Source organism: Pseudoalteromonas sp. XMcav11-Q (assembly GCF_040104525.1).
GTDB lineage: Bacteria > Pseudomonadota > Gammaproteobacteria > Enterobacterales > Alteromonadaceae > Pseudoalteromonas.
Genome location: NZ_JBECOX010000002.1, coordinates 41,411 through 66,651, shown reverse-complemented (window position 1 = coordinate 66,651; position 25,241 = coordinate 41,411). Strand labels below are relative to the sequence as shown.

Sequence of the window (25,241 nt, the reverse complement as noted above, 5' to 3'; positions counted from 1 at the left end):
AAAAAGGCGATGAAGAATGGATTTATGTGTTGCGGGCAAAGCCCGCAGGACATACTCTCAAAAGTGATTAACCACAAACAATACTGGGAGCGAGGTTCAGTCTCGCTTCTTTAGGCAACACCCCAAACTGTTTTCTAAAAGCCACGCTAAAATGGCTCACATTACTATAACCTAGCGAGACTGCTGTTTCGGTTACATTATTGTCTTTTAATAGATTCATAGCTTTGTGCATTCTTTCTTCTTGGAAACAGCCATAAACCGTATTGTTAAATAGTACCTTAAAGCCTTTTTTTAGCTTACACTGGTTCAATCCAACCACCTTAGCCACATCTGATATGGTAGGTGGGCAACTAAGATCGGATAATAGAAAATCTCTTGCTGCCATAAGCTGCTTTTTCTCTCGAAGCGGGAGTTGGTTGCTCGTGTCAACTGATTTCAGTGCTGTGAGATGCCAATATAGATAGTCTAACGTAGCGGAATGCAGCAGCAGAGGGTTGGCTTCTTGATCTTTTATCAACTTATGAATACGGTTCGCACATGTGCTGACTTTTCTACTGGGGCCACTTTGCTTCACAAAGAATGACATACTTTTCCCTAGATCTACCCCACTGAGCTCTTCACCAGCAAGCTCATTAAGCACTTCGGGTTTTATCATGATCTCTAAGTTACTAAAATCATTACTATGGTAAGCACAAAAATTCTCCCCACCCGAAAAACCAATATTAAAGTCTCCGCACTCACATTGTAAAAGCGTATTACCGACCGTCGCTTCAAACTTCCCCGCAAGAACATTGTTAATGTGAATATATTGGTCATCGCCAGGAAATACATGTTTAGTATCTGCCGCCCCCAAATCCTGCGCTGAAGATAGGCTCACAGAAAGCCCTGGCATCAACTGCACAAAATTCTGCCCAACCACATTATCAATATGCTGCTGTTTATTCGCTGTACTTATTTCAATGTCACTACACATAGTCATTTTTACCCCCCCTTCCAATCCCCGTATCACTCAGGCATCTGTAGCTAATACTTCCTTTAGAGAAACATGTAAGTTACCGAGAACAGCCAGATGTTTCACCATATCAACAAGTCAGATGAGAATGAATTTCACTTTTAGTTATTCAATCGTATATAGCTATCTATTACATCACCCATTATTAACCGCATCAGAACAACAAAATATTAACAAATGAAAAACGATAAAAACAAATTCTGAGTTATGTTCCCTAAGAAGTTAACACTAATAAAAATCATTCTCAATAAGAAATTCCAAAAAATACAATTTTCAACCAGAGATTTGCATAAGGAAAGAGTTAGAACATTCCTTCTTTTACTAGAGAGTTTTAGGGATAGTTTCGCTCTCGTGTCCTGCCAAAGTCTAGGTACCAAATCGGAGGTGTTATACCAATTTCAGCTGTTGGCGCCGAAACAGGCTGCTATAAATGAGTTAGTTATCTATAGTCACGACTATCCAAACTAAAAGACTGTATGCACCTGTATAATAAGCGGTAATTTGACTGCCAGCCTTGATAAATAACCTGAGCTCGGGATAACAATATGTTTTCTAGCAGCTGTTATCCCTTTCTACTGCGTTAAATTTGTTGCAATAGGCCAGAGGTTAAATAAGTCGTGTATCTAAGCCAAGGTGGGATGCTGTGCATTGTTTTAGTAATAGCCTACTGGCATTTGAGCGACACTATCGCCTTGAGTGTTGACTACAACCATTAGTTTGTTTCAAAAGTAGTATTAGTAACATCGCGGTATTTGTCAGTTATCATTTTTAATCTTATCCAATTTATATAAATAAACTAAAAGCCCGACGCATCTAAAGTTATGCGGGTTTTTAATATTTCCTTATGAAATTTTGGCCCTTTACCATGACGCTTCTATAAGGTGTAGATTGACCATAGAGTGTTTTTAACAACAATAGGCAAGGAAAATAACGACCTTAGAACCATATGCCAATGTGAGATGATGACTTTTTCAGATACTTTTGTGATCATAGATTTCGCTGCCTGTGTCGAAGTGCCAAATCAAACGTCACTTGACCATTGACAATAATAAAAAGGGATTAAGCATCCAGAAAAATTTGCGTCATTCATCTTGATACCGTCCCATTTCCTATCGCGAACAAGCCATTAAAAGCAACGGGGAATCCCGAGGTTTTATTGACGAGACGATAGTAAACAACACTCAGGTATTCGGATACTCAATTTATGTTCGACATGGGTTTGAGTTAAATAGGCCAAAGCTTGCGTACGAACTGGTTTATGCCCTGCAAGTCGAGTGTCGTGACCAAAACACACTCAGAAGAATAAAAATCAAACAGCAAAGGTCAAAACGCCCTAGTGAAAGACGTCACGTAAAAAGTTGAACTCGCCTTTTATTATATTCACCACTCTTATCACTTACTTTATAAAGTATTACAAGGTACAATTTTTTCTCAATCTCCATTGCGACTTACAAGGAAAAGTTATGCCATTATTAGAACAGAGGTCTCTGCATCATATTGATCCACGCCTAGCTGGCGCTGAGATGCAGTTAAAAGAGGCCTATTACAATTTAGATAAAACCACATCCAGCTTTGATAGCGATCTTGACAATAAATTGAAGTCGTTTAAGCGCTATAAATGGTGGGCGGTTGGTATTGCAATCCCCTTACTATTTCTTGCGCCTTTTCTCTTAATCTCAATAATTCCTATTTACTTTTTGTTAAAACATTCTCTTAAGTCTTTCACTAAGGGTGTGTTAACTAGAGCTTATATGATGGCGCCAATTGCTTCAGCACTTAACTTAGAATATTCAGTCGGCGGTAATTTACTTATCTGCGAGGAAGCTATCAGTGCAGGTATATTAGCCAAAGGAGGCCGAGCTGTGGCTGAAGATGGATTTAACGGCGAAGTAAATGGCATTCCCTTTTACTTTACTGAAGTGCATATACGCACGCATCACCAGAACAATGACAGCAAACGTTTGTTTAATGGTGCAGTTATAAAACTGAGTATGCCTGAACCTGTAGATACTCCAATCGTAGTGTTACAAGATGCGGGGCTTTGGAACATGCTGATAAATCGACGTCAATCTTTAAAAGGATTACAGCGAGTTAAATTTGAACAAAAAGACTTTGAAAAAGAGTATCAAGTCTATGCTAAAGATGAAGAAACCTGCCGCGAAGTACTCACGCCAGAATATATGGCGCAATTGTCGCAAGTCAAAACGTTCTTCTCATCCAGTCACCTACCAAAAGGGTTAAAAATCCCCGAAGTAAAAGCCCAAATGTTTATAGAAGGTAGCGATATACTGATCTCTCTTGACTATGGAGCCAACCTATTTAGCCCTAAAAAGCTACAAAAAGAATACGATCCCAGCTGGGCCGAAGACATAGCCAAACAATTCTTACTGATTGAAAACCTAGCAAAAAGTCTGGTTCGCTAGCAGCAGGCTTTTTATTGTAACCACAAAAAAAAATCAATCACTTACCACAAGTGTAATTTAGTGTAATTTAATTTCCCAGTAACTAGGCTAATATCTATACCATCGGGTTTCTTGGGCTGCATGCAAGCCGTATAAACAGGTTCAGTTACGTTTTAAGATTTTAAGAGTCTATGAATACTCGTCGTCTTTTTACACTAACAAATTTTTAATGTTCTGAATGAACGAATCTAAATGCAGCAGAAAGATGGCTATGTCGGTCAGTATTAAATTGTAATGTTACTAATTAACGATTGGGGTTAGAGATGAAACGAGCTTTAATGACACTTGTGATAATAATAACAGGGTGCACAACGACAGGAACGAAAAACTTTCCTTCAAAAGTCTCTGATGCGGTTGCAATGCAAAAATCTGCTTTAAGCAACCCCCTTTTCAAAGAGATACTAAGAGAGCTTGAAAGCAAAAGTGCCATAGAGTGGGATAAACGGACTCCCACTAATATGGAAGAAATTTCAATTCATAGCACTCCCACTGAATGGCTATTATATAAATTTGAAAATGACGGCCCATACAGCGAAGAGGAGATTAGATTCTGGTGGAAATGGAACCCGTGGTCTTCAACAACGGCAAAAACGACGCCTAACACAAACACCACAACCCTCAATAAGTGGCGATTAGACCGAAAAACAATCGCAATTGCAAATACGCTTATTCACGAAAGAAATCATTCCTTTGGATTGATACACCCTAGAGACCAAACCCGTTCCAGCAATAAATGTGACTTCAGTTATATTTCTGGGGACTTAGCCGAGTCTATCCTAGTAAGTATGCACAACCTCGATACCTATCAATTAAGTAAGCCCATGTGTCAAGCTCTATGTACCAGTTTAAAAAACAGAAAGATGCCTCACTCTTGTGACAGTGATGATATCGACTGATTTTCATCTCAGCTTGAAAATAGTTAAAAGTTACGATTTGAGACTACTTTCATTATTGGAGGATAAGTTTTGGACAAGATAGAACGAAGAAAAATTAACTCTGAAGTATGGCACAACTAGGTAACTATGATTGCAGTTCTTTAGGCATTGAAAGAAGTGCACCGAGTTGAATCAAAACAAGTAGCATTAGAGTTTGTAATTGATATTTATCAATTAAGCGTAGCTCAAATGAATAAGTACGGTATTGAAGTCATAATATCAATAAAAAACAACGGAATTAGACCCGTTGACGTAAACCTTTCTGATAACGAAGTCTTTACGTTAAGTCGATTTGGAAATTTAGAATCAGAAAACCTAAGGGAAGTAAAAAATGTTTACACAACGAAACCATACAATAAAATTACTTTTGATGCTTTAAGAGATTTAACCTCTACTTCAGTTGACCCTGAAGTTACCACAAAAATCATATACTTTACTATTGTTGATGATCCAGGTTTATATTTCGATTTTTTATCTCAGAAACACCAAAGGATGTTTTAGATATAGTAACAAAACAGGAATTGGGAGATTTAAATGAGCAGAATTAACATTCTCCGGCCTAGAGTGTACAAAAATACTTTCGTGTTGCTACAGAATAAAGTAATAAGGTCAAAGGAAAGCCTAGTAGACCATGCTTCATCAATTAATTTACAACATCGTACTGCTATCACTAGTAGATTAGCTTCCTAAAGGCAGATACGTTGCTCCAATACCTGCCTTCTATAACTAATGGAGCACGAAAGGAGAGAGCCATGACAACCATTACATTAACCACTGAACAACGCGAAATAGTTAAAGCAGAAATGGATAATAAAATAGAAATGCTATCCGATGAAGAAATTGAAGTGTTGGCTACAAAATTAAACGAAAAGATTAATATACCCTTTATTAAAGAAGGGACCGAGCAAACTATCTTCGTAAAAATTGTAAAGCTGGTTGACCGCTTATTATATCAAAACCTACCTAATGAACTTTATGGTTTGGTTAAAGATACTTCGGATGGTATCTCTGATGAAGATGCAAAGGAATTGGCATCAGTGCTTGGATCACGTATGAATGGCAAATTCGACATACCATATCTTCCAGAGTGGGTCGAACAAAAACTATTTGTGATGTTAATTGAGCTTATTGTGGATGCCATGAGGAAGAATTATAGTATTTTGGTTCAACCAGCTTAGTTTAATTAGATTGATGGCATTGGCGTTCGATTATAACGCAGTACACCCTGACTTTAAAACCTATAATTCATAGTGAGTAAAATACTGCAACGCTCACTATGAATTTTAAACACTTGCCTAAACAGGAAATTTTTATGAAATATATAGAACAGCGGAATATACAAAAACACTTATCTATTCATTATAAACTTCCTATATAAAGCAAAGCTTTTTGCGTACATGTAAAGATATTGATGGGCGCTTCTTTGCAATATTGTTGTAACAAGGAGAAAAATATATGCACCTGTAACCCAACTATTTCTTTCTCCCTGCAAACTCTACCTCAGCCATCTCGATAGCGCCGCGTTTTTGCATGGTAATAAATAAGCGTTTACCTTCCTCGCCGCCAAAAGCCACATTGGTCGGGTACTTGCCTTTCAGTTTAATTTCTTTAATTAGCTTGCCCTGAGGTGAAACTACAGCGACCACACCAGCGCCATAACGGGCGATATAAAGATTGCCTTGGTTGTCCGTGCGCATACCATCTAAGCCAAAATCGGTAAACGAGATAAATAATTGTTTGTTACTAATATTGCCTTGTTCGTCTAACTCATAGCGCCATACTTTACGCTGCACGCTTTCATTCACATAAAGTGTTTTATTGTCAGGGCTAATTTCAATGCCATTGGTGGTGCCCATATCCGTTTCTAATAGGGTTACTGCTCCGTTTGTATTTATACGCCAAAGTTTACCGCTACTGGCTTGCCAATTAGGATCGCTGGCGAAAAGAATTCCGTTGTCCATGATCGCAAGGTCATTAGGTTGATCCATGCGATTATCGTGAGCAAATACCGACACGGATTGTGACAAATCACCACCTTGTGCAAGAGCTGCTTTGGTGACTTTGAGCACGTTATGATTGACGTAATCGGCTATATACATATTTCCTTGCTTATCAAAGCGAATACCGTTACCAATAGAGCCATTTTTTAACGTCAGCAGGGTTTCCGCTCTGCCTTGCGCAGTCACTTTACCAATAGTGCCTTGCTGTTGATGGTTAACCGCATATAACACGCCAGCAGCATCCACCGCAGGTCCCTCAATACCTTGCGTGAAAACCCCATCCGTTATCCAATCTTGTGTATCTACAACCGTGTTGGCAGCTACATAACCACTGCTCTGTAGCAAAAATAAACTGAATATGACTTTTCTCATGACTTTCCTATTTACAATGAAGGTAAAGCGCTCGAACTGGATATATTCCAGTTATGACCACTTCATCCGTTAAATTTTGCAGCGCTAGCAGATGGCTATCTAGGTGCGGAGCCTGTAAAGCCCCTTTACAAACCTTAAGCACTTGCTGACTCAATTCAATAAACTGCGTCACCTTTAACGCCGTTGAGTGTGCTTCTGTAAGTTTGGGACTTTGCTGTAACAGTGTTAACGCCTCAAGCCCCGCTTGCCAACGTTGCAATATCGCGCCAATGTGCGCTAACGCAGTGTTATCACCAGCGATATAGCTTGCGACTCGCTCCTCAAGTAGCCTCACCTGCCGGCTTTCAACCGCAACATAGTCGACAAATTTATCAAGCGCTGCAAACTGGTGATACTCGTCGTTTAAGAACTTAATATGGTGACGCGTGTAATAGTGACTTGGCTCTACAAGCTCTGCAAGATGAGTGAGTAATTCAAGCGTAGCCTTGCGCTTTGGCTCATCCAAGGTTGTGCTGATAAGCCTACTAAAACCCGCTTGTTGCTGCGTTTTATGACCTAAGCCAATGACGTTATGTGCAAAATCGCTTATATGATCCAATCGCGCGTACATCTGCTTGCTATCCGTAAGCGTTTTAGCAGACCATAAACGCTCGGCAATCACAAAAAGTCGCGGCCATATTCTGATATCAAGATTATGTTCGGTGACCATTTCGCTCCAAATGGTCGCCTCACCACCTAAAATACGCCCGTCGTTTACTTGGCTTAACGGTGTTGAAACCTCGACAGGCTGTGGTTTTTCAAGCGCCTCAAGTGTGAGCGGATAACGGCTATTACCAATCATTGCCGCGCCTTGTTGCTGCGCTGTATTAAACTCAAACTGTAACGGTCCCATCCAACTATCCATGGCTGCGGTAAATTGCTGAGTCTTGCTAGTAATTGGCCTATCTGTTTGTACTAACTGATGGCGATTGTTATTAAGCTTTATAAGCACTTGTCCACCCAACACCACAAGCTCGCCTTTGACTGCGCTGCCTTTTAGGCGTGGGACCGTAAAGGCTAAGCTTAATACTCGCGGCTGAGTGAGATCCACTGTCGGTAAAACCGGATGTGGGTCGTTACGGTAATGAAATGATGAATACTGCGGCTGATCAATATAAAACCCGGTTGATAAAATGCCTTGATAACCTGCTTCTGCAATTGCATTTAGCGAATCATGACCACGCCAAGACTGCACGACAGTATCTTTAGGCAACGCCGGATGAAAAATTTCATCCCACCCCATCATCACACGTTGGTGCTTAGCGATAATCTTTTGTACACGAGTATTAAAGTAATTTTGCAGGTCATGACCGTCTTTCAACGCATGTTTTGCCATTAGCCCCTGTATTTCAGGGCTTTCCAACCAATGCTCAGGCTCTACCTCGTCACCCCCAATATGCAGGTAGCCGTCTGGAAATAGACTCGTCATCTCAGCCAGTAAATCGTCGATAAAGGCGTACACATCAGGCCTTGCGATATTTAGCAGTGGCTTAAATACTCCCCAATGGCGCTCCATCTCATAAGGTTGCGATTTAGTCATCAGCTCTGGGTAAGCGACGGCAATCGCGCTTGCATGCCCCGGCATACCAAATTCAGGCACCACGCGGATCCCTAAAAGGCTTGCATACTCAATCACTTCTTTCACTTCTGATTGACGATAATACAATCCGTCTGAGGCCAGTTGAGTCAGCTTAGGAAACACCTTACTTTCCATTCGCCAGCCTTGGTCATCAGTTAAGTGCCAGTGCAAAACGTTTAGCTTTGCCGCGGCCATACCATCGAGTTGGCGCTTTATTGTCGCAATTGGCATAAAGTGGCGAACACTATCAATAAGTAGCCCACGCCAAGGGAAGCGGGGACTATCGCTGATCGTTGTATAGGGGAGTATGAATTGACTCGATGTATTACTCTGAGCCAATTGTAATAGGCTAGCAAGACCGTGCTGCACGCCGAAAACGGAGGTTGCGCTAAGCACTATTCCACCCTTTTCAATATGAAGCTGGTAGTCTTCTGGCATATTCAGCTGAGGAAACTGTAACTCGGTTTCGATATTTTCTACGCGAATGGTTAAGTCCGCTTTGCCACGCTTTACTACCCGTAAAGGGATAGGTTTTCCAGTAATGCGCTCAATGTATTGCTGCATTCTGGCGAGCAGAAATGCCTGCCTCTGCGCACTAAAGCCGTGTATCGCAACCTTGATTTCGTTTTCAAATACCAGCGAGCCTTCGGTCATACTCACTTGTTGCGGCATGGGCATAAGCGACAGAGGCGTTGCTTTTGCAGTTAAAATCGGCAACAACACGGTGAATAAAAAAACACTAAAGTACATTCTCATAATGACACTATTCCTGAGTAACAAGCTTTGGCAGAAAGTCGGCGGATATCAGCGCACCGTGATGCTGAATAACCTCGGCGGCAACTTGGTGTGCAAAGCAAGCAGCCGTTTGCAAATCGCTACCTTTCAGCCAATGCGCTAAAAACCCCGCCACAAACGCATCGCCCGCACCACAGGTATCTAAGATAAGCTGCGGCGCTATGTTTTGCGCCGCGATATAAATAGGTGAAGAATTATTAGATGGCGCGAGCACGCATGGCTGAGCGCCTTGGCGAATAACTAAGAGTTGTGAGCTTTGCTTTTTATGCTCTGCGATTATTTCGTCCACATTTGCGGAGCCATACACTGCATATTCGTCCTCGTCGGTTAAAAATGCGATGTCCGCTAGCGCCATTACAGCCTGATAACTCAATTTTGGGTTATCACTACGCCAAAGGGTTTGGCGATAGTTGTTATCAAAAAAGATGAGCCCACCTCGGTTTTTAAACGCGGCTAACGCCTCAAATAAGTGCTTTCTCTGCGACTCATCTAGGATGGCAAGGCTTATTCCAGAGAGGTAAATTACATCAACAAGCTTGTTGTGAAGTGCCTGAGTTAACGTCTCATCACGCTTAAAATACTGCCTTACGGGGCTGTGTTCACGGGCAAAGGTAAAGCGTCGCTCTCCTTTCTCATCGAGCGTAATCCAGTACTCGCCAAGCGCGCTATGTGGTTCAAGCACAATATAGTCTTGTCTGATGTTGGTGTTTGACAACATATCAAGCAAGTTTGTACTGGCCTTATCCGTACCAATGGCGCTGGCAAAACTGACTGCGATGTGGTTATCGTTGCTTTGTTTGAGTAACTGAGCCATGTACCAAGCCGTGTTAAAGGTATCACCGCCAAACGAGCTAGTACCGTCAGCTCTATGCTCCACCATGCATTCACCAAAGCACAGCAACTGTTTTATTGCGCCTTTCATGATGTCACTTCCGTTTTTTCGGACGATGCGGTAACACTGGGTTTTGTCACCACACTCGTCAATACACCAAACACCAAAGCACTGATCAGCGCAGGAATAATCGGGTTACCAAAATAAGCCAGCCAATCGTCGTTCATACCAACGATCAGAGCAGCCACTGAACCGGCCATCAAGGTGACTAAACTGCCTTGCCAAGTATAACCTTGCCAAAAGCGCCCCAATAACCCCATCACACAAAGCCCCGCTAATACAACGGAAATCATTTTGGTGATATAGCTAATTATGTCGCTCGACAACACCGCCATAAATAATGCCAGCGATACGGTAGTCAACATGGCTATACGAGAGACCAAAAGCGGATTGTGTGGCGCAATATTTCCCTTACACCAAGTCAGATAAATATCAGCAACCAACACACTGACTCCAGCAATGGCGTCGGAGCTGGCACTAGAAAGCGTTGCGGAAATACCCGCCAATAAAATAAAGCCGCCAATCAACACCGGCATCGCCGTTAGCGCCAAATAGGGAAAAGCAAATGAAGGGTTGTCTAAACTCGAGTTAACTGCATAAGCACCAATACCAATCACCGCAGGAATACATGAAAACCCTAAATAAAGTAATCCCGAGATAATAAACGACATACGAATACTGCTTATGCTTTTGGCGGAATAGATCCGCTGCCTAAACGATGGGGTTGCCAATACGCCCACCAGCACCGCCAGCGCCATTGAAATAGCAGGCAACAAACCAATATTTTGATATGAAAAGAGCCCAGCTCCCGCTGCAACCGAAGCACTGGTTAGCGTTTGCCAACCACCGACCACCTCGACTACAAAGTAGGTCATCAACAAAAAGCCCGAAAACAAAATAACGGCCTGAATAGCATCCGTCCAGACTACCACCGAATATCCGCCTAAGGTCACATATACCGCAAGTCCCAATCCAATAATCAGCTTTGCACTGGGCTCATCTAGCCCTGTGAGCCAAGCTAAATACATGCCCCCGCCAATCAAATGTGCACCCAGCCAGCCAACACTTGACGCGTAAATCAATATTGCTAAGAGCTTTTTAACGACTTGGTGATTACCTACATAGCTTGCTAACTCTTCACTCATTGTCGCGAAGCGCTCAGCCCTAACCGGCGCAAACAACCAAGCTAGCAATAAAATACCTAGCGCGCCACCAATGCCATAAAGCGTGCCCGCCCAACCGTGTTGATAGGCAAAGCCGACCGCTCCCATCGACGAGCCGGTGCCGACCATAGTGGCAACGGTGGTGCCTAGCGTCAGCATCAGCGGTACTTTTCGCCCAGCTAATAAATAGTCGCAATTTGACCGTTGCCACCGAGATGCTAGCCAACTCACCATTATCATGGCAGACAAATACAACAGAAAAATAAGCAAATACACTTGCTGACTATCCGTCATGCTTCTCCTCCTGTGAACATTGTTGTTCGTATAACGTCTATTCGCCTTTGTAACAGGTGACATCAACCTCAACTTTACAATCCACGACTAAGTCGGCCACCATGCAAATTCGCGCAGGAGGATGCGCTGAAAAATACTCTGCAAAAACCTTATTAAAGGACTGAAAATATCTTGCGTCAGTTAATACCACAGAGACATGCGTAACATGCTCAAGGCCATAACCTGCTTCGGTCATAATCGCGATGCAGTTTTCTATGGCCAGACGCGACTGCTCAACAATGCCACCCTCAACCACTTCACCATCTCGCATTGGCGTTTGCCCAGAGACCTTTAACCAACCGCCAGCTTCAACTGCTCGCGCAAAGGGTAAGTGTTGTCCACCAGTGCCCGTGCCGCCCTCAGCACCTATTCTTCTTATTGTCATGTTAACCTCTTGATGATTTTTGATTTTTATTAGTTTTGACGCGTTAAAAATCGTCCTGCTCGGCCGAAATCGACAATGGTGTCTGCATTCGCGCCCTCAACATAGCTGAGCTTGCCATTCACCCAAACCTTCACAATGCCTGAGGCAAGTTGTTTTGGATTACTGTAACTTGCTTGGTCTAACACCCGGTTGGGGTCGAATAACACCAGATCGGCGAAATAACCAATTTGAATATTGCCACGTTGCCGCAGCTTAAAGCGCGCCGCTGGCAGCGCTGTCATTTTGTGGATAGCCAATGCCAACGGCAGCGATTGTTGTTCTCTACAGTAATGTCCAAGCACCCGCGGAAATGTCCCCCACAGTCTCGGATGCGGATGCGGATCGCACGGCAAACCATCAGACCCCACCATGCTGTGTTCATAACTTACAAACCGCTGCACATCATCTTCCAGCATGCAGTGATACACAGCGCCCGCTGGCTGCAAGCGCTTTGCAGCATCACGCTGAGACACTTGCCATTGCGTGGCAATGTTTGCCAAGCTTTGCTGTGCAAGTTCTGGATGAGACTCCGACCAAGTAATAAAAATGTCCGTCTCCTCCGTCACTTGATTAAGATCTAAGGTGCTTGAACTCGCGGCGTAAGGATAGCAATCGCAGCTCACTAGGTGTGTTTGCCTATGCTGTTCAAAATGCGCTAATACCTCTGGTGCCCTGCCCCAATTCTCTCTACCTGCGCATTTTATATGTGAGATAACCAGCGGCAGTTTGGCATGCTCTGCCGTTGCAAAGGCTTCGTCCATGGCTCGGATGACTCCTTGAAATTCCGTGCGTAAATGCGTGGTATAGATACCATCAAATGGTGTAACAACCTCGGCCAACGCATTCACTTCGGCTTGACTTGCCCCCTTAGCATTGTAATAAGCAAGGCCTGTACTAAATCCTATCGCCCCCTGCGCCATCGCTTGATGCAGCAAGGTCTTCATCTGTTCAAGTTCTTGCGCATTGGCGGCTTGAGATAAATCTGTCATGACCTGCGCTCTGAGCGTTGTATGACCAACTAACATGGCTAAATTGACACTCGGTGCAGCCTTATTAAAGGCGTGTTGATAATCCTGTAGTTCACGATAGGCGAATTCTGGCTGCTCCCCGAGTAAGTTAATGGGGTCAAGCGGCGCTTGATCTGCACAATAAGGCACTGCGCTAATGCCACAATTACCGGCAATGACGGTGGTGACACCTTGGCTCACTTTGCTCAGCATATGTGGGCCTCGCAGCACTTCAAGGTCATCATGGGTATGTACGTCAATAAAACCCGGCGCGAGCACTAAGCCCGTGGCATCAATGCATTGCTGTGCTTGCAAATGGCTACAGTTGCCAAGCGCAACAATTTTGTCTTTGCTAATCGCGACATCCACCACTTGTGCTTCAGAGCCTGGTTCAAAATACACCGTCGCGCCTTGAATGAGGGTATCAACATAAAGAGATGAGCTCAGCATTAATCCCCCAAAGGAAAGCGTTTATCGGCAGGTGGCATATTGCTGTTTTTATCGCGATGCTGATCTAACTGGGTTTTAAGCCGTCGGAGCTTTTCTCTTGAGCGCTTTTGATTACGCATGGCAACTTCGCTCGACAAGATATCCACCGCTGCCATCATGGCATAGCGTGCAGCGCTGGGCTTAAAGATGTAATCACTTTCTTGAGTTTTGATGGCTAAGTGGTGATCGGCAATGTCCGCCAAGTCGCTCACTGGGCAAATAGCAATAACCTCAGCACCATACTCTTTGGCGATAAGCGCCGCCGCTTTCACATCAGGAGAAACACCACTAAGCGAGAGGCAAATCACCACATCCCCTTTGTTCACCGTTGCGGCAACCATGCGCATCATCATAGGATCGGAGTGAGCATTACTAAGTACGTCCAAGCGAAATAAGCGATTTTGACATTCTTGTGCCATCAGGCTGCTACCACCACCAACCCCAAAAATTAAGCAATGACGTGTGGCGCAAATCACTTCACTCGCCTGCTCCACAACCGCTTCATCGATGAGTCCCGCATTGAGCGTAAGGATCTCCTGAATAGAGGTATAAACATGAGAAATCTTTTCTTTTTCAATTGGCTCAGGATTTGTAAAACGCTCACCAATTGCGGCTGATTGTGTCAGCTGAAACTTAAGGTCACGTACATTGGTACAGCCTAAGCTACGCGCTAACCGTGTGATGCTGGCATGACTGACCTGTGCTTTTTCAGCTAACTCACTAATGGATGCGCTTGCGGCAAAGTTAAGCTCAGCCAAAATAAGCCGAGCGACTTTTTCTTCCGCAGGGCTAAAGTGCCCCAAACCTTCCTTAATTTTGCTAATAATGTCCACAGCTTCGCCTCAATTAAAAATAGGTAGAAATGGTTTGGGTGATCACCCAATCTCGCTCGACAACACCAATTTGTCGCCACTTATCAAAGGTCAAACAAGGATGAGAAGTCGAAAAGCAGATCATATCGCCAATCTGTACCTCGCACCCAGATGCAATACTTACCATAGCATGTTGATCCATGATTGTTTCGACCTTTACCGCGCCGCCTAATGAGCACAGCTGCTTTGACGGCGGAGAGTAAATCAGCTCTGGTGTGGGCATGCCAGCATCAAATGCGACATCCCTTTTACCCATACCAACTATCGCGACGCCCGGCTCTGGAGTCGAAAGCACGTAAGCCCATATACTTAAGCTCGACACCAAACTTTCCCCCAAATCGCAAGCGAGGCTGCTCCGTGATAACACCGCTTGCTGCGCATCCTGATAGATCCCGGTATCGTGAATAAGGTAGCAGCCGGGACGGATCACAAAACGAAATTGCTGAGCCTGTTCACTTTTGTTTAGAGTCTTTGTCACAACATCGTACCAAGCAGACCCCGCCCCCGTGATAATAGGTAACGTCTTTGAAAACACGTTTTTTTGTCGTAAATCTGCCGCCGTTTTTATTACTGAGTCAACGAATGTGGCGATCCTTTGCTCGGCGTTATGGCCGTGGATCACGCCTTCATAAAATCCAATGCCAGCTACCTCTAAGCTAGCATACTGCTGGCATACATTGACTAGCTGCACTAACGTTGCAAGATTGCGCCAACCAGCGCGACCACCTTCAACTCCCACCTCGAGTAAAATGGAAATACACAGCGAATGCTGAGTAAAAAATGTGCCTAAGGCATGGGCATTTGCAATAGAGTCAACAAAACAATAGAGCTCAACGTCAGTATCAGTAAGCATGCTAGCAACTTGCTTCATATGATATTCGCCAACAAGTTGATTCGCTAAGATCACTCGTTTTGCGCCCGCAACTATGGCTACGGAAACTTGTGGTACGGTCGCTACCGTGATGGCCCATGCGCCATGTTCAAGCTGTAGTGTAAATAGCGCTGGAGACATCGTCGTCTTGCCGTGGGGTGCCAATAATACTTGGCTTTCCTTTGCAAAATTCGCCATCCAATTCGCGTTGTGGTTGATGGCGTCTTGCTTTATCACTGCAACTGGCAAACTGACCTGCTCTGCGAGAATATCCCAGCCGCTCTCTTCTAGTTGCAGTGGGTCGCCAGTGCCTTTCGCTAATATTGTCATCGTTTATTCAAATCCTTGAGTTTAAACATTAATTCTCCACGTCAAAATAGCGCATTGACTTACTGCGATTGGTATCAGGCCAAGCTGCACTTGGCCTTTGCTGACGTTAGAAAGTCGCACGGACGCTCAATGCAAAACGTCTATCCGTGGTAAAGTTAAGTGCCTGCGTTTTTGTCCCAGCTTGGTCCATCTGATACTTGGTTTTGGTTTCCGTATCCAATAAATTGCTGGCTTCAAAACCCACTTTCCAATGGTCGTTGATGGTGTAATACAAGCTTGCATCCATCATACCTGACGCCTCTGCATAGGCAGGGACGTACTCTTCAGATTCCCTAAGTGTGAGCAAATACTCAGAGCGCCAAGTGTATGCAAGGCGAAAAGAAATATCCTCGTACTCATACATACCAATGATATTAAAGTTTTGGTCAGAGTAACCTTGTAGCGGCAAACCTCCAAACACTCGGAAGGTATTCCGATTATCGGTTAGCGGGTTTCCATTTTCATCGAAACCAAGCGTGCCTTTAGAGACTTCATTTGGATCTTCAAGTCCATCTTGATCGATATAGGTAAAGTTAAGTTGCAAACCTAAACCGCTCCATGCACCCGGTAACATGTCGTAGAATTGTGAGTAGGAAAACTCCATCCCACGAATGGTGCCAGAGCCAGTGTTAGCAGGGCCATAAGCAGAGACATCATAATCTTCGCCGCCATAAGAAACATCAAGATCAAAGGCGCGGCTACGGATTATATTATCTAGCTTTTTGTGAAATAGTCCTACCGTCACATAACCTGCGGACGCGAAATACCATTCGGTAGTTAAATCAGTATTAATTGCTTCTTCAGGCTCTAAATATGGATTCCCAGAAAGCGCCGTTAGACTGATATCGTCTAGCCCAACAACGGGGTTAGTTGCCTCGTCGTAATCAGCGCCGGGAGTTTGTAGCACGCGAGTGTAATCCAAGTTAAGAATACTGATATTTCTGGCATCAACTAAACTTGGGTAATACAACGCTTTTGATGCACCAAATCGCACCACTACGTCTTCTGATACACCAAAACTCAAATTTAAGCTCGGAAGCAAAGTGCTATAATCTGTGCCATCAACGGTACTGAGTTCGGACTCTCCCCCTGCAATGTCGTAATATCGCTTATATTCTGCCTGCTGCATCACATTATTAAGTGATGTCCCCTCTTCACCACGTTTGATGAGGGCGGGTTGCACCAAAGCGCCCGTAGACTCTAGTTGATAGTTTACATAGCGCAGGCCAACGTTACCCACCACAGGAATGTCTTGAAACTCGAAATCAAAATCACCGCGAATGTAAAATTCAGTACGCTTCTCGTTAGTCGAACTTATATTATGTGCGGCGAATGGGCCTTCAACGCGATTGGGTTTGTCTGCATAAGGTACATAAGTGCCAGAACATGTGCCGTTGTTTGCCGCACTGTTGGTGGCATTGTGCCAACCATCACGACAACCTTGACGCAAAGAGTCGGCGTAGTTTTTCACCAGATCCATACTTGGGAACAAGAAGTTATTGACCGGCCCCTGTAACACCTGACCATTGTAATAATCTGAAAAATCAACGCGCTCAAATAATTCTGGACGATTTACCGCCGCCGCGGCATTTCGGTCATCTTGGATCCAAGGGGTGCCAATTGCAGACCAGCCCTCGTAAGCGGTATCTCGTACCGTTAAGTCTTTATCTGACATATAAAAACCGGAACTGACACTCGTGAAATGACCGTCAAGCTCATACTTAAAATCCAGTTTAACGCTGTCTGACTCTGCCGTATTGCGCTCAACCTGCTCCATACCACTGCCCAAAAATAGGTTAGGCACAGGTCCATTCCAATCTTCATTGGGTGACCAACCTGCCGTAAGAATATTGTCACTGAGAAACTCTACTGTCGGCCTTGAGCCACGCATATCTAGGAAATAAGGCGAGACAACGTGGACATGGTTTCCCCGTGTTTGACCCGACATACTGTAGTTTTGCACCTCTTTGTCGGAGTCGATCCGCTGGTAATCAAAATCGACAGTCAACCTATCTATTGGTTTTAACGTTAGCTTAAATGAAGTGTCCTTCACGGTATTTTCGTTGTAATTCCAGCGGCTACGATAAAAGAATGGCGTTTCGGGGCTCACGCCAAGTGCAATACCGGAAGTCACAAAACCATCATCTGTAGTGAGAGGATGGCCACTTTCCGTACTTTCACTCCAATTTTGTGAAGACCCCATAAAACCTTTAAAGCCTTGAGCTGCTTGTCCTATTTGGCGCTCGTTCCACTCAAGAGACGCTTCTGATCGAATGTGCTCTAATGTCGCAACTATGGTCTCATCAGCATTTGCCCACTGCAGTGAAGAGGTTAAGCCGGTACGTTCACGGTCATTAGTTGCCGTGCTCATATGGATAGCGACAGGCACATGCCATACACTGCCAGCTGGTTGCCCTGGTAAAGCGGGGCCATCCACAGGCGATGATGGATCAACACCGGTTATGCCACCCCATTGATCCAAGGTAGGAATAAAGGAATCGCCTCGAGAGTGGAAATTGCCAAGGCCAACACCATCTCCTCGAGTCTGATATTCTGATGAGGAAGCCGCAATTAAGAATCCGAACTTACCTGCACTGGTTTCCCAACTGTCGGAAAACAACGCTGAAAACGAAGGCGTCACTTCTTCTCTAAAGTCGCCATAGTTGGCCTTTGCATTGAACGAGATAAGCCGCTCATCAGAGTCGAATGGTTTGCGGGTGATAAGGTTCACCGTGCCAGATATACCGCCTGAAATAAGATCCGCAGTTTGGTTTTTAACCACTTCTACCGCACCTAGCAATTCAGCAGGAAAGTCTTCATAGCTCAGACCGCCTGACGGATTTGCACTAAAAGCGTCTCTGCCATTCACCTCAGAGCGAACCCTGTCTAGGCCACGAACCAACACGCCTGTACCTTCATCAGCATAATGTTTAGGGTCATCGGACGATGCAAATCGCTCAATCGTAACACCCGGCACACGCTGCAGCGCTTCAGTCACCGATTTGTCTGGTAATGCCCCGATATCCGACGCCGTGATCACGTCTTTGACCGTATCAGCGAAGCGCTTGATGTTTTGGGCACTATTGATACTGCCTCGGATCCCACGAACTTCAATGACTTCAACTGCTTCGTTCTCAGTCGCAGATTTGACATCGCTGTCATTTTGACCCACAGTTTCGGCGGCAACCCAAAGTGGAGAAAACCCAAGAAGTACAGATGAAACCACAAGGCTCAGTTTGCTTCGTTTAGGGTTATGTTTACCAATACCGGTGACTAGTTTTGACATTTTTTTGTTCCTTTCTTCTTTTTAAAAACCAGTGAAAAAGCCAGCAATGCCATCTCTAGCACCACAGCCCAAAAACCTACCACACAGTGACGTGCTCTAAACGCCCCTAACACATCACATGTTACTTACTAACAAAAACTAAAGATTACACTGTTACTTTTTAACATTACAGACTAAAAAGCAAACACTTTTTATGAAAACATTGACGAAATATGCTATTGCATTGAAATAAAAAGCAATAAAATAGATTTTTCTTCGGAGGAAAGTAACGAGCTTGGGGACCACTCAGAGCGACTTCAAAGTAAATCAGCACCCCCTTCGAGACAAATAACTATGAATCTATTTCACCTGAGGTTTGGAAAAGGAATGAGTTAACTCATTGCTGTCAACGCACAACTTAATTTACCTCTTTGTCTAGCCAGAGAGTTTTAGAGATAACACCGCTTCTGCGTCCTGCTCTCACTAAGGTACCTACTTCCTGTAGGCAAGGCGAATTTACGCAGTTAGCGCTAAAACTGGCTACTAGGAAGGCATTAATTATCCGAAGCTCAGGTTATTTATTGAGATGATCTGTCGGCAAAACATGTTTTGCCAAATTAGCACCAATAATTGTAGTATTATTCTTAGATTTAGGATCCCAGTAAAAACGCCAAACGGTGTTACTTTTGGGGAAGAGCAATCTGCTTAGCGATATACACTCAAGAGGACATTATGAGTAAATTTTTAAATTCTGTAGCTTTGTTACCGATGCTTGGTTTCATCGTAACAATGATTTACACCATTGTTGTGAAAGAGGAAGCCTTTTCAAATTATCATTGGTTTATAGTAGCGCTAATATCACTGTCAGCCTCTTCTGAGCGATTAAAACATGCTAATACAGTAGCTGTAACCATCTTTGTGTCGAGTATTCTTTCCAATATACTTCTACTAATAGCATCCAGTGTTGATTTAAAAATCACCTCATTTACTTTCATATTGTTTTTGGGTTATTTAAGTATTGGGTTTTTAATTTTGATGGCAAACCTTGCTTTTATTAGATACAAGAAAAACAAAACCATCCTCAACAACTAGGCTAAGTTCAATTAAACCCTTACCAATTGACTGACCCCCTCAATGATTTGGTTTGGCCCCGTTTGGTCTTTTGATTCAGGCGTTTCTTTTGCGAGCTTTTTGTTGGCTTGGTGGCTCTGCGTGTTTTTTCAACTTTGGTGGCCGCGAGGATCAGTGTTTTTAGCCGCTCCAAGGCATCTTCTTTGTTTTGCTCTTGGGTGCGAAAGCTCTGTGCTTTAAGCACAATGACACCTTCTTTGGTAATTCTTGAGTCTTTAAGTGCAAGTAGCCGCGATTTGTAAAAATCAGGCAATGTTGAGCGGTTGATGTCAAACCTAAGATGAATGGCACTGGAGACTTTATTGACGTTTTGTCCACCCGCACCTTGTGCGCGAATAGCGGAAATATCGATTTCCCACTCTGCAAGCGTGACGTTATTTGAGATTTTAAGCATAGTCTTTTCAAGCCTCCGTTTACCATTTTAGCAAAGTAACTGAAGGCTTGAAATAGCAGCAACGAGCACTGAAACTGATTATGCTGTACGAGTTGCAATAGCAGGTGGTACTTTTGCAGCAACCATTGCGGGGTAAGTAACAGCTAACTGACCAGCAACGAGCATAATAATCGCACCAACAATCAAATAATCACCGGGTACACTGGTGAGCCCAAAGTAATTAACCAAGTAAATATTCGCAGTGATTGCGATGATTATACCCAGAGTAATACCAAATAAAGACACCACCGCATTTTCAATCATAAAGTAGCGTAGAATATCGGCCTGAGTCGCCCCGAGCGCGCGTCGAGTACCGATTTGCTTGCGACGTTTATGAACGGTGTATCTTGCCTGACCAAATATTCCTAACATAGTAACGCATGCCAACGCAGCAATTACCGCCTTTAATGTTTGGCTCACTGCATAATCGGCCTGCAAGTTCTCTGTCTTTATTTGTTCAAAGGACTTAAACGCATCAACCTGGCGACCAGGCTTTTTAAGTAATAATGCTTGAACTTCAGCCATTGCTGTTTCTCGCTGGTTTGGTTTCGCTCTAACAACAATAATTGTTTCTTCATAATGCTCTCTAATAGATCCAATCACAGTCATATCGTACGCATACCAGAACCGCCAAGGAGACTTCATAGTTTCAACGATACCCACAACCTTTTGCGGTACCGATTCAACATAAATAGTTTCTCCAACCACGCTACGCCAATCGTTCGGGCGAATTTTATGCGCTAAAGCTTGCGAGACTAAAACACTTGCGGACTCAGAGTGACCATCAAAGTATTTGTGTATCACGTCATTATATTTAAAATTTCTTCCTGCTACGACACGCAATCCGAGTGTATCAACGATGGTGTCATCCGAACCATAGTAGCCTGCGTGAGTTATCCTTTCATCTTCCTCAGGGGTGAAACCAACATCTAGTGAGCGACCCCAATTAGTAAGCGGCATACTAGTAATCGTACTTGCACTCTCAACACTGGCTAACGCACGAATGTCTGCAAGATCAGTATCAAGCGCCGCATTTTTTTCTTCATCAGTACCTTCAAGATTAGTGCTAAAACTAAACAACTGCTGCTCCGTAAGCCCAGTAGGCTTTGTCAGTTCTTGCTCTTTAATTACCATCATATATATGGTGTTTACTAGAATGGTAAATGTCAGCGCAATCTGCAGGACGAGCAACAATGGCGATGCTTTATTTTTGCTTAAAGTTTTTAAAATTGGCAATAAATCTCTCATTGGAAGACTCCTACAGGCATTTCAGCTGACTTGATGGCTGAACTTTTGCCGCACGTAGCGTCGGTAGCAAGCCAAAAGTAACCGCACTTATTACCGCAAGTACAATCGTCATAACAACAATACTTAGTGTCATTTCCAACATTTCAGCATATAAGTGACTATACAACTGCGCAGTTATACTCAACCCAATCTGAGCCAATATCAAGCCTAACACCCCTCCCACTAAGCCAATAATGAAGGTTTCAACAGTAAATTGAGCGATAATATGTTGCTTTGAAGCACCAACAGCCCTGCGAAGCCCAACCTCGCCAGACCTAGCATGGAACTTGGCAACCATCATAGCCATACAGTTCAGTAAACAAACAATCAGAAATGCAAATGCCAACCAAACCGCCACATTGCCATCATCCTTAATGATTTTTCTTTCAATAAGCTGCTCTTTAACATTGAATAGTTGATGTAGAGGTTCTCGTAAAAACCGGCCATATTCTCTTTGTTCCATCGAATAGTTAACCAAAAAGTCCATATATTGATTTCTCGCTGCGGCTGAGCTTAACTCTACCCAATATGAGACCCAAACACATTCAGATGCCAAAATAGCCGAAAAAGAGTCATCAGCGGGTTCTTTCCAACACTGGTAAGAAACATCAGAGCTAGTCCAATGTTGATTATTTATCTGTGCCTGAAATGGAATAATAATGTCCCTTGGTTTATTAAAGGCACGGGTCCTGTTGTCAAAAAATTTGGGAACTGGATACCAATCGTCAGTCACTCCAACGACGCGGTATTGCAAATCACCTATCAGCAACGACTTACCTATTGAGTTTTCTCCATTAAATAACTTGTTATTTAATTCATTGCTTATTACAGCAACTTGCAGACCGTCTTTGTCAGCAGTCTCATCCCATGCACCTCCAAATTTAAATGGCACCTCAAACATACCGAACATGTCACGATAAGCACTTCTTATTAACGTCATCTTTGCATCAGTAATAGGCTGCTCGGTCGCTCGAGACATCATCTTGAAACTAGCAAGAGGTGTTTGCCTCACACCACGTTTAGCATTTTGCAAATTTATCGCATCTTGGTAGCTAAGAATAAAAGGTGGGACTTCCTTTCCTTGAGAAATATTGAAAGGTTTATCAGGTCCATAACTATTTAGGCGAACATTAAACAGTTTGTCGCTTTTAGAAGGAATAGGGTCTTTTGCCAATAAATAACTAACCGTATAAGTCGTCATTGCAGCACCTATTCCAACGGCAATTGTGACCACCATTAAAAATGATAAAAACGGCGTTTTTCGCAATGAAATAAGTGCCAATTTAAGATAGTAGCCAAACATAACTTATCCCTAAGCAATCGCTTTGTTACAGTGTTTACGCTCAATTATCACGCCATCACGGATCTCAATAATGCGCTGTGCTTTGGCTGCTTGATGCGTATCGTGCGTTACCATCACTACACTCGTTCCTTGTGTATTAATATCCATGAGCAATTCCATAATACTATCTGCCATTTTGCTATCTAAATTACCCGTTGGTTCGTCAGCAAGTAAAAATGAAGGTTTACCAGCTATTGCACGAGCAATCGCGACCCTTTGCTGTTGACCTCCTGATAGTTGCGATGGGTAATGCTCCTTACGTGAGGCAAGGCCCACCTTATTCAACGCATCCATGATCCTTTCATGACGTTCTTTTGAAGATAATTTACGATAGCGAAGAGGCATATCAACATTGTCGTAAAGATTGAGGTCTGGAAGTAAGTTAAAGCTCTGGAAAATAAAACCGATCTTTTCATTACGTAGTTTAGATTTAGCTTTGTCACTTAACTTTTCAACATTGATGCCATCTAGCTCATAACTCCCGTCACAAAAATCCTCTAACAGACCTGTAATGTTTAAAAAAGTCGTTTTTCCTGAACCCGATGGGCCGACTACTGAAACAAACTCCCCCTGCTCTATACGTAAGTCAAATGGCTGCAAGGCTTGAGTTTTTATTGTATCGGTATAGTAAGCTTTGGATAAGTGACGCATGGATAGCATATTACAGCTCCTTATTGAATTATTTTCACACTGGGAGCGTCTTTAAAGATTCGCGCGTCAGAGGTAATCACCTGATCGCCAACATTAAGCCCCGAAAGTACTTCTACTTGCCCAATACTTCTTAATCCGATTTGTATTGGTGTTTTTATTGCAGAACCCTCTTTTACTACGTAAGCAAACTGTCCGTTATAGGCTTCTATGTATTGCCCGTGTGGTAGATAGGCAATATTTTGCTTTTGTTCAATCACAATTCGACTCGTTAACCTTTGGTTCTGCCTTAACCCCTGAATGGTGTCGTCTTTAAATCGAATTTTCCCTTCAACTCGACCATTTTCAATTTCTGGAGAGATAGCAACTATTTCTCCGCTATACACTTCTCCATTAAGACTTATCTCAGCCAACATTCCCAGCGCAAGGTCGTCTGAATAGCTTTCTGGGATTTGCACCTCTATCTCATACTTTGAGAGATCCACCACACTAAGTAATGGCTGATTTTTGGCGACTGTATTTTTTTGCTCTACCGTCAAGTTACCAACTAATCCACCTACCGGCGAAAGTACTTTTAAAGCAGCAACTTGCCTCTGAAGCTCCACCACTTTTACTTTTTGCGCCTCAAACTCTAACTCTTTGGTACGGATCTCAAATTTTTGGCTTTCTTTTTGTAGCTCCACTTCTTTAATTGCTAGGCGATATTCACGCTCTGCGTTTTCGAGATCATCTTTGGCTTTTTGATAGTCAATGTCACTTACAACTTGCGTTTTCAAACCGTTCTCAGAACGGCGCATCTCCCGCTTTGCTGCATTTAACACAACAGTCGCTTTACCTAAATAATTCTCTTGTGCTAAGTCTTGCTTTTTGGCTTGAATAATTTGCCTTTGAAGTTCCGTTTCTAACTTGTTTAACTGTGCTTGATGTTGTGCAAATTCGCTTTTCAACTCAGGACTATCTAGAACGGCGAGGACTTGTCCTTCCACCACACTGTCACCAGACTCTACCAAGTAGGTAACCGTTCCCTGAGCAGGGCTATATATAGTGGGGCGCCGCGCTGCCACGACTTTACCTTGAACAGAAATATCGCGGATGAAGTCACCTCGCTTCACTGATGCTATGTGAACTTTATCGCTAGAAACAGCTGTTTGACCGCTTGCCCACTGTGTAAAAATGGGGGTCATAAAAAAAACAGCAATTAATATAAAAATACCAATTACTATTATGAATAATCTATTTTTCTTTGGTCTTTCAACCACCGAGTCTTGAGCGCTCGTATCTGGAATATAGGCCATGAAATAATCCTTTTACCACTGCCTTAGCTATTGAGTACTATGTATTTTTGGAGCATTATTACTAACTATTCCACCACAATCACATCTCTTCGTTTAATTATTAGAAGCCAACAATTTAATACCAAAGCATGAATTATCTAGCGAAGTAGACCTCAAAAGCTTAAAACAAATCTGGTAACCTGAGTGCCTAAACCTTACACAAAGCCAAGACTAATGTCACGAGAAA

Annotated in this window: 20 protein-coding genes; 5 read left to right on the top strand and 15 right to left on the bottom strand. The window is 43.3% G+C overall.

Features of this window, described 5'->3' with window-relative positions:
- Window positions 1-67: 67 nt before the first annotated feature.
- Complete coding sequence (locus ABMY45_RS03785; RefSeq protein WP_174169666.1) at window positions 68-979, bottom strand: AraC family transcriptional regulator; 912 nt, start codon at window positions 977-979, stop codon at window positions 68-70.
- A 1,496-nt stretch (window positions 980-2,475) separates the two neighbouring features.
- Here ABMY45_RS03785 and ABMY45_RS03780 point away from each other — a divergent pair.
- The 4 genes from ABMY45_RS03780 (at window position 2,476) to ABMY45_RS03765 (ending at window position 5,587) form a co-directional block, all read left to right on the top strand.
- Window positions 2,476-3,435, top strand: a complete 960-nt coding sequence (locus tag ABMY45_RS03780) for a DUF3137 domain-containing protein (protein ID WP_349288418.1) — start codon at window positions 2,476-2,478, stop codon at window positions 3,433-3,435.
- Window positions 3,436-3,737: 302 nt separating this feature from the next.
- A complete protein-coding gene (locus ABMY45_RS03775) occupies window positions 3,738-4,370 on the top strand; it encodes a hypothetical protein (protein WP_174169668.1) in 633 nt (210 codons plus the stop codon).
- 156 nt (window positions 4,371-4,526) lie between these two features.
- A complete protein-coding gene (locus tag ABMY45_RS03770; protein WP_349288417.1) occupies window positions 4,527-4,910 on the top strand; it encodes a hypothetical protein in 384 nt (127 codons plus the stop codon).
- 251 nt (window positions 4,911-5,161) lie between these two features.
- The gene (locus ABMY45_RS03765) at window positions 5,162-5,587 is read left to right on the top strand and encodes a hypothetical protein (protein WP_174169670.1); all 426 of its coding nucleotides are present in this window, start codon (window positions 5,162-5,164) and stop codon (window positions 5,585-5,587) included.
- Between the two features lie 294 nt (window positions 5,588-5,881).
- Here the strand turns inward: ABMY45_RS03765 and ABMY45_RS03760 are convergent, their stop codons facing one another.
- The 9 genes from ABMY45_RS03760 to ABMY45_RS03720 all read right to left on the bottom strand — a co-directional run bounded on the left by ABMY45_RS03760 (window position 5,882) and on the right by ABMY45_RS03720 (window position 18,900).
- Window positions 5,882-6,781, bottom strand: a complete 900-nt coding sequence (locus tag ABMY45_RS03760; RefSeq protein WP_174169671.1) for an SMP-30/gluconolactonase/LRE family protein — start codon at window positions 6,779-6,781, stop codon at window positions 5,882-5,884.
- Window positions 6,782-6,788: 7 nt separating this feature from the next.
- The gene (locus ABMY45_RS03755; protein ID WP_349288416.1) at window positions 6,789-9,155 is read right to left on the bottom strand and encodes a family 20 glycosylhydrolase; all 2,367 of its coding nucleotides are present in this window, start codon (window positions 9,153-9,155) and stop codon (window positions 6,789-6,791) included.
- A gap of 7 nt (window positions 9,156-9,162) precedes the next feature.
- Window positions 9,163-10,116, bottom strand: a complete 954-nt coding sequence (locus tag ABMY45_RS03750) for a sugar kinase (protein ID WP_349288415.1) — start codon at window positions 10,114-10,116, stop codon at window positions 9,163-9,165.
- On the bottom strand, window positions 10,113-11,543 hold the full coding sequence (locus ABMY45_RS03745) for a sodium:solute symporter family protein (RefSeq protein ID WP_349288414.1): 1,431 nt from the start codon (window positions 11,541-11,543) through the stop codon (window positions 10,113-10,115). The genes ABMY45_RS03750 and ABMY45_RS03745 overlap by 4 nt, the downstream gene beginning before the upstream one ends.
- A gap of 37 nt (window positions 11,544-11,580) precedes the next feature.
- Window positions 11,581-11,967 (bottom strand): RidA family protein, encoded by a 387-nt coding sequence (locus ABMY45_RS03740; RefSeq protein ID WP_010603922.1) that lies wholly within the window; start codon window positions 11,965-11,967, stop codon window positions 11,581-11,583.
- 29 nt (window positions 11,968-11,996) lie between these two features.
- Window positions 11,997-13,463: a D-aminoacylase gene (locus ABMY45_RS03735; RefSeq protein WP_349288413.1), complete on the bottom strand. Its 1,467-nt coding sequence runs from the start codon at window positions 13,461-13,463 to the stop codon at window positions 11,997-11,999.
- Window positions 13,463-14,335 (bottom strand): MurR/RpiR family transcriptional regulator, encoded by an 873-nt coding sequence (locus ABMY45_RS03730; protein ID WP_211865336.1) that lies wholly within the window; start codon window positions 14,333-14,335, stop codon window positions 13,463-13,465. Before ABMY45_RS03730 ends, ABMY45_RS03735 begins: the two co-directional genes overlap by 1 nt.
- Before the next feature lie 13 nt (window positions 14,336-14,348).
- Window positions 14,349-15,575: an amino acid deaminase gene (locus tag ABMY45_RS03725; protein ID WP_349288412.1), complete on the bottom strand. Its 1,227-nt coding sequence runs from the start codon at window positions 15,573-15,575 to the stop codon at window positions 14,349-14,351.
- A 106-nt stretch (window positions 15,576-15,681) separates the two neighbouring features.
- Window positions 15,682-18,900, bottom strand: coding sequence for a TonB-dependent receptor (locus ABMY45_RS03720; protein ID WP_349288411.1), 3,219 nt, complete (start codon window positions 18,898-18,900; stop codon window positions 15,682-15,684).
- Between the two features lie 711 nt (window positions 18,901-19,611).
- Here ABMY45_RS03720 and ABMY45_RS03715 point away from each other — a divergent pair.
- Complete coding sequence (locus ABMY45_RS03715; protein WP_010603927.1) at window positions 19,612-19,971, top strand: hypothetical protein; 360 nt, start codon at window positions 19,612-19,614, stop codon at window positions 19,969-19,971.
- A 19-nt stretch (window positions 19,972-19,990) separates the two neighbouring features.
- On the opposite strand, the gene arfB is transcribed toward ABMY45_RS03715, so the two are convergent.
- The 5 genes from arfB to ABMY45_RS03690 form a co-directional block, all read right to left on the bottom strand.
- On the bottom strand, window positions 19,991-20,404 hold the full coding sequence (arfB, locus tag ABMY45_RS03710) for an alternative ribosome rescue aminoacyl-tRNA hydrolase ArfB (RefSeq protein WP_102058239.1): 414 nt from the start codon (window positions 20,402-20,404) through the stop codon (window positions 19,991-19,993).
- Between the two features lie 78 nt (window positions 20,405-20,482).
- The gene (locus ABMY45_RS03705) at window positions 20,483-21,691 is read right to left on the bottom strand and encodes an FtsX-like permease family protein (RefSeq protein ID WP_349288410.1); all 1,209 of its coding nucleotides are present in this window, start codon (window positions 21,689-21,691) and stop codon (window positions 20,483-20,485) included.
- Between the two features lie 10 nt (window positions 21,692-21,701).
- Window positions 21,702-23,033 carry an ABC transporter permease gene (locus tag ABMY45_RS03700; protein WP_010603939.1) on the bottom strand — a complete coding sequence of 444 codons (1,332 nt, stop codon included), beginning with the start codon at window positions 23,031-23,033 and terminating at the stop codon, window positions 21,702-21,704.
- A gap of 9 nt (window positions 23,034-23,042) precedes the next feature.
- Window positions 23,043-23,732 carry an ABC transporter ATP-binding protein gene (locus ABMY45_RS03695; RefSeq protein ID WP_010603940.1) on the bottom strand — a complete coding sequence of 230 codons (690 nt, stop codon included), beginning with the start codon at window positions 23,730-23,732 and terminating at the stop codon, window positions 23,043-23,045.
- Window positions 23,733-23,743: 11 nt separating this feature from the next.
- The gene (locus tag ABMY45_RS03690) at window positions 23,744-25,015 is read right to left on the bottom strand and encodes an efflux RND transporter periplasmic adaptor subunit (protein ID WP_010603941.1); all 1,272 of its coding nucleotides are present in this window, start codon (window positions 25,013-25,015) and stop codon (window positions 23,744-23,746) included.
- Window positions 25,016-25,241: the final 226 nt, after the last annotated feature.

Excerpts from the sequence above, each read along its gene's own strand:
- ABMY45_RS03780 (WP_349288418.1), top strand. The coding sequence starts at position 2,476 with ATGCCATTATTAGAACAGAGGTCTCTGCATCATATTGATCCACGCCTA.
- ABMY45_RS03750 (WP_349288415.1), bottom strand. The coding sequence starts at position 10,116 with ATGAAAGGCGCAATAAAACAGTTGCTGTGCTTTGGTGAATGCATGGTG.
- ABMY45_RS03740 (WP_010603922.1), bottom strand. The coding sequence starts at position 11,967 with ATGACAATAAGAAGAATAGGTGCTGAGGGCGGCACGGGCACTGGTGGA.
- ABMY45_RS03720 (WP_349288411.1), bottom strand. The coding sequence starts at position 18,900 with ATGTCAAAACTAGTCACCGGTATTGGTAAACATAACCCTAAACGAAGC.
- ABMY45_RS03775 (WP_174169668.1), top strand. The coding sequence starts at position 3,738 with ATGAAACGAGCTTTAATGACACTTGTGATAATAATAACAGGGTGCACA.
- ABMY45_RS03735 (WP_349288413.1), bottom strand. The coding sequence starts at position 13,463 with ATGCTGAGCTCATCTCTTTATGTTGATACCCTCATTCAAGGCGCGACG.
- ABMY45_RS03760 (WP_174169671.1), bottom strand. The coding sequence starts at position 6,781 with ATGAGAAAAGTCATATTCAGTTTATTTTTGCTACAGAGCAGTGGTTAT.
- ABMY45_RS03695 (WP_010603940.1), bottom strand. The coding sequence starts at position 23,732 with ATGCTATCCATGCGTCACTTATCCAAAGCTTACTATACCGATACAATA.
- ABMY45_RS03690 (WP_010603941.1), bottom strand. The coding sequence starts at position 25,015 with ATGGCCTATATTCCAGATACGAGCGCTCAAGACTCGGTGGTTGAAAGA.
- ABMY45_RS03715 (WP_010603927.1), top strand. The coding sequence starts at position 19,612 with ATGAGTAAATTTTTAAATTCTGTAGCTTTGTTACCGATGCTTGGTTTC.
- arfB (WP_102058239.1), bottom strand. The coding sequence starts at position 20,404 with ATGCTTAAAATCTCAAATAACGTCACGCTTGCAGAGTGGGAAATCGAT.
- ABMY45_RS03765 (WP_174169670.1), top strand. The coding sequence starts at position 5,162 with ATGACAACCATTACATTAACCACTGAACAACGCGAAATAGTTAAAGCA.
- ABMY45_RS03725 (WP_349288412.1), bottom strand. The coding sequence starts at position 15,575 with ATGACAATATTAGCGAAAGGCACTGGCGACCCACTGCAACTAGAAGAG.
- ABMY45_RS03755 (WP_349288416.1), bottom strand. The coding sequence starts at position 9,155 with ATGAGAATGTACTTTAGTGTTTTTTTATTCACCGTGTTGTTGCCGATT.
- ABMY45_RS03785 (WP_174169666.1), bottom strand. The coding sequence starts at position 979 with ATGACTATGTGTAGTGACATTGAAATAAGTACAGCGAATAAACAGCAG.
- ABMY45_RS03745 (WP_349288414.1), bottom strand. The coding sequence starts at position 11,543 with ATGACGGATAGTCAGCAAGTGTATTTGCTTATTTTTCTGTTGTATTTG.
- ABMY45_RS03700 (WP_010603939.1), bottom strand. The coding sequence starts at position 23,033 with ATGTTTGGCTACTATCTTAAATTGGCACTTATTTCATTGCGAAAAACG.
- ABMY45_RS03705 (WP_349288410.1), bottom strand. The coding sequence starts at position 21,691 with ATGAGAGATTTATTGCCAATTTTAAAAACTTTAAGCAAAAATAAAGCA.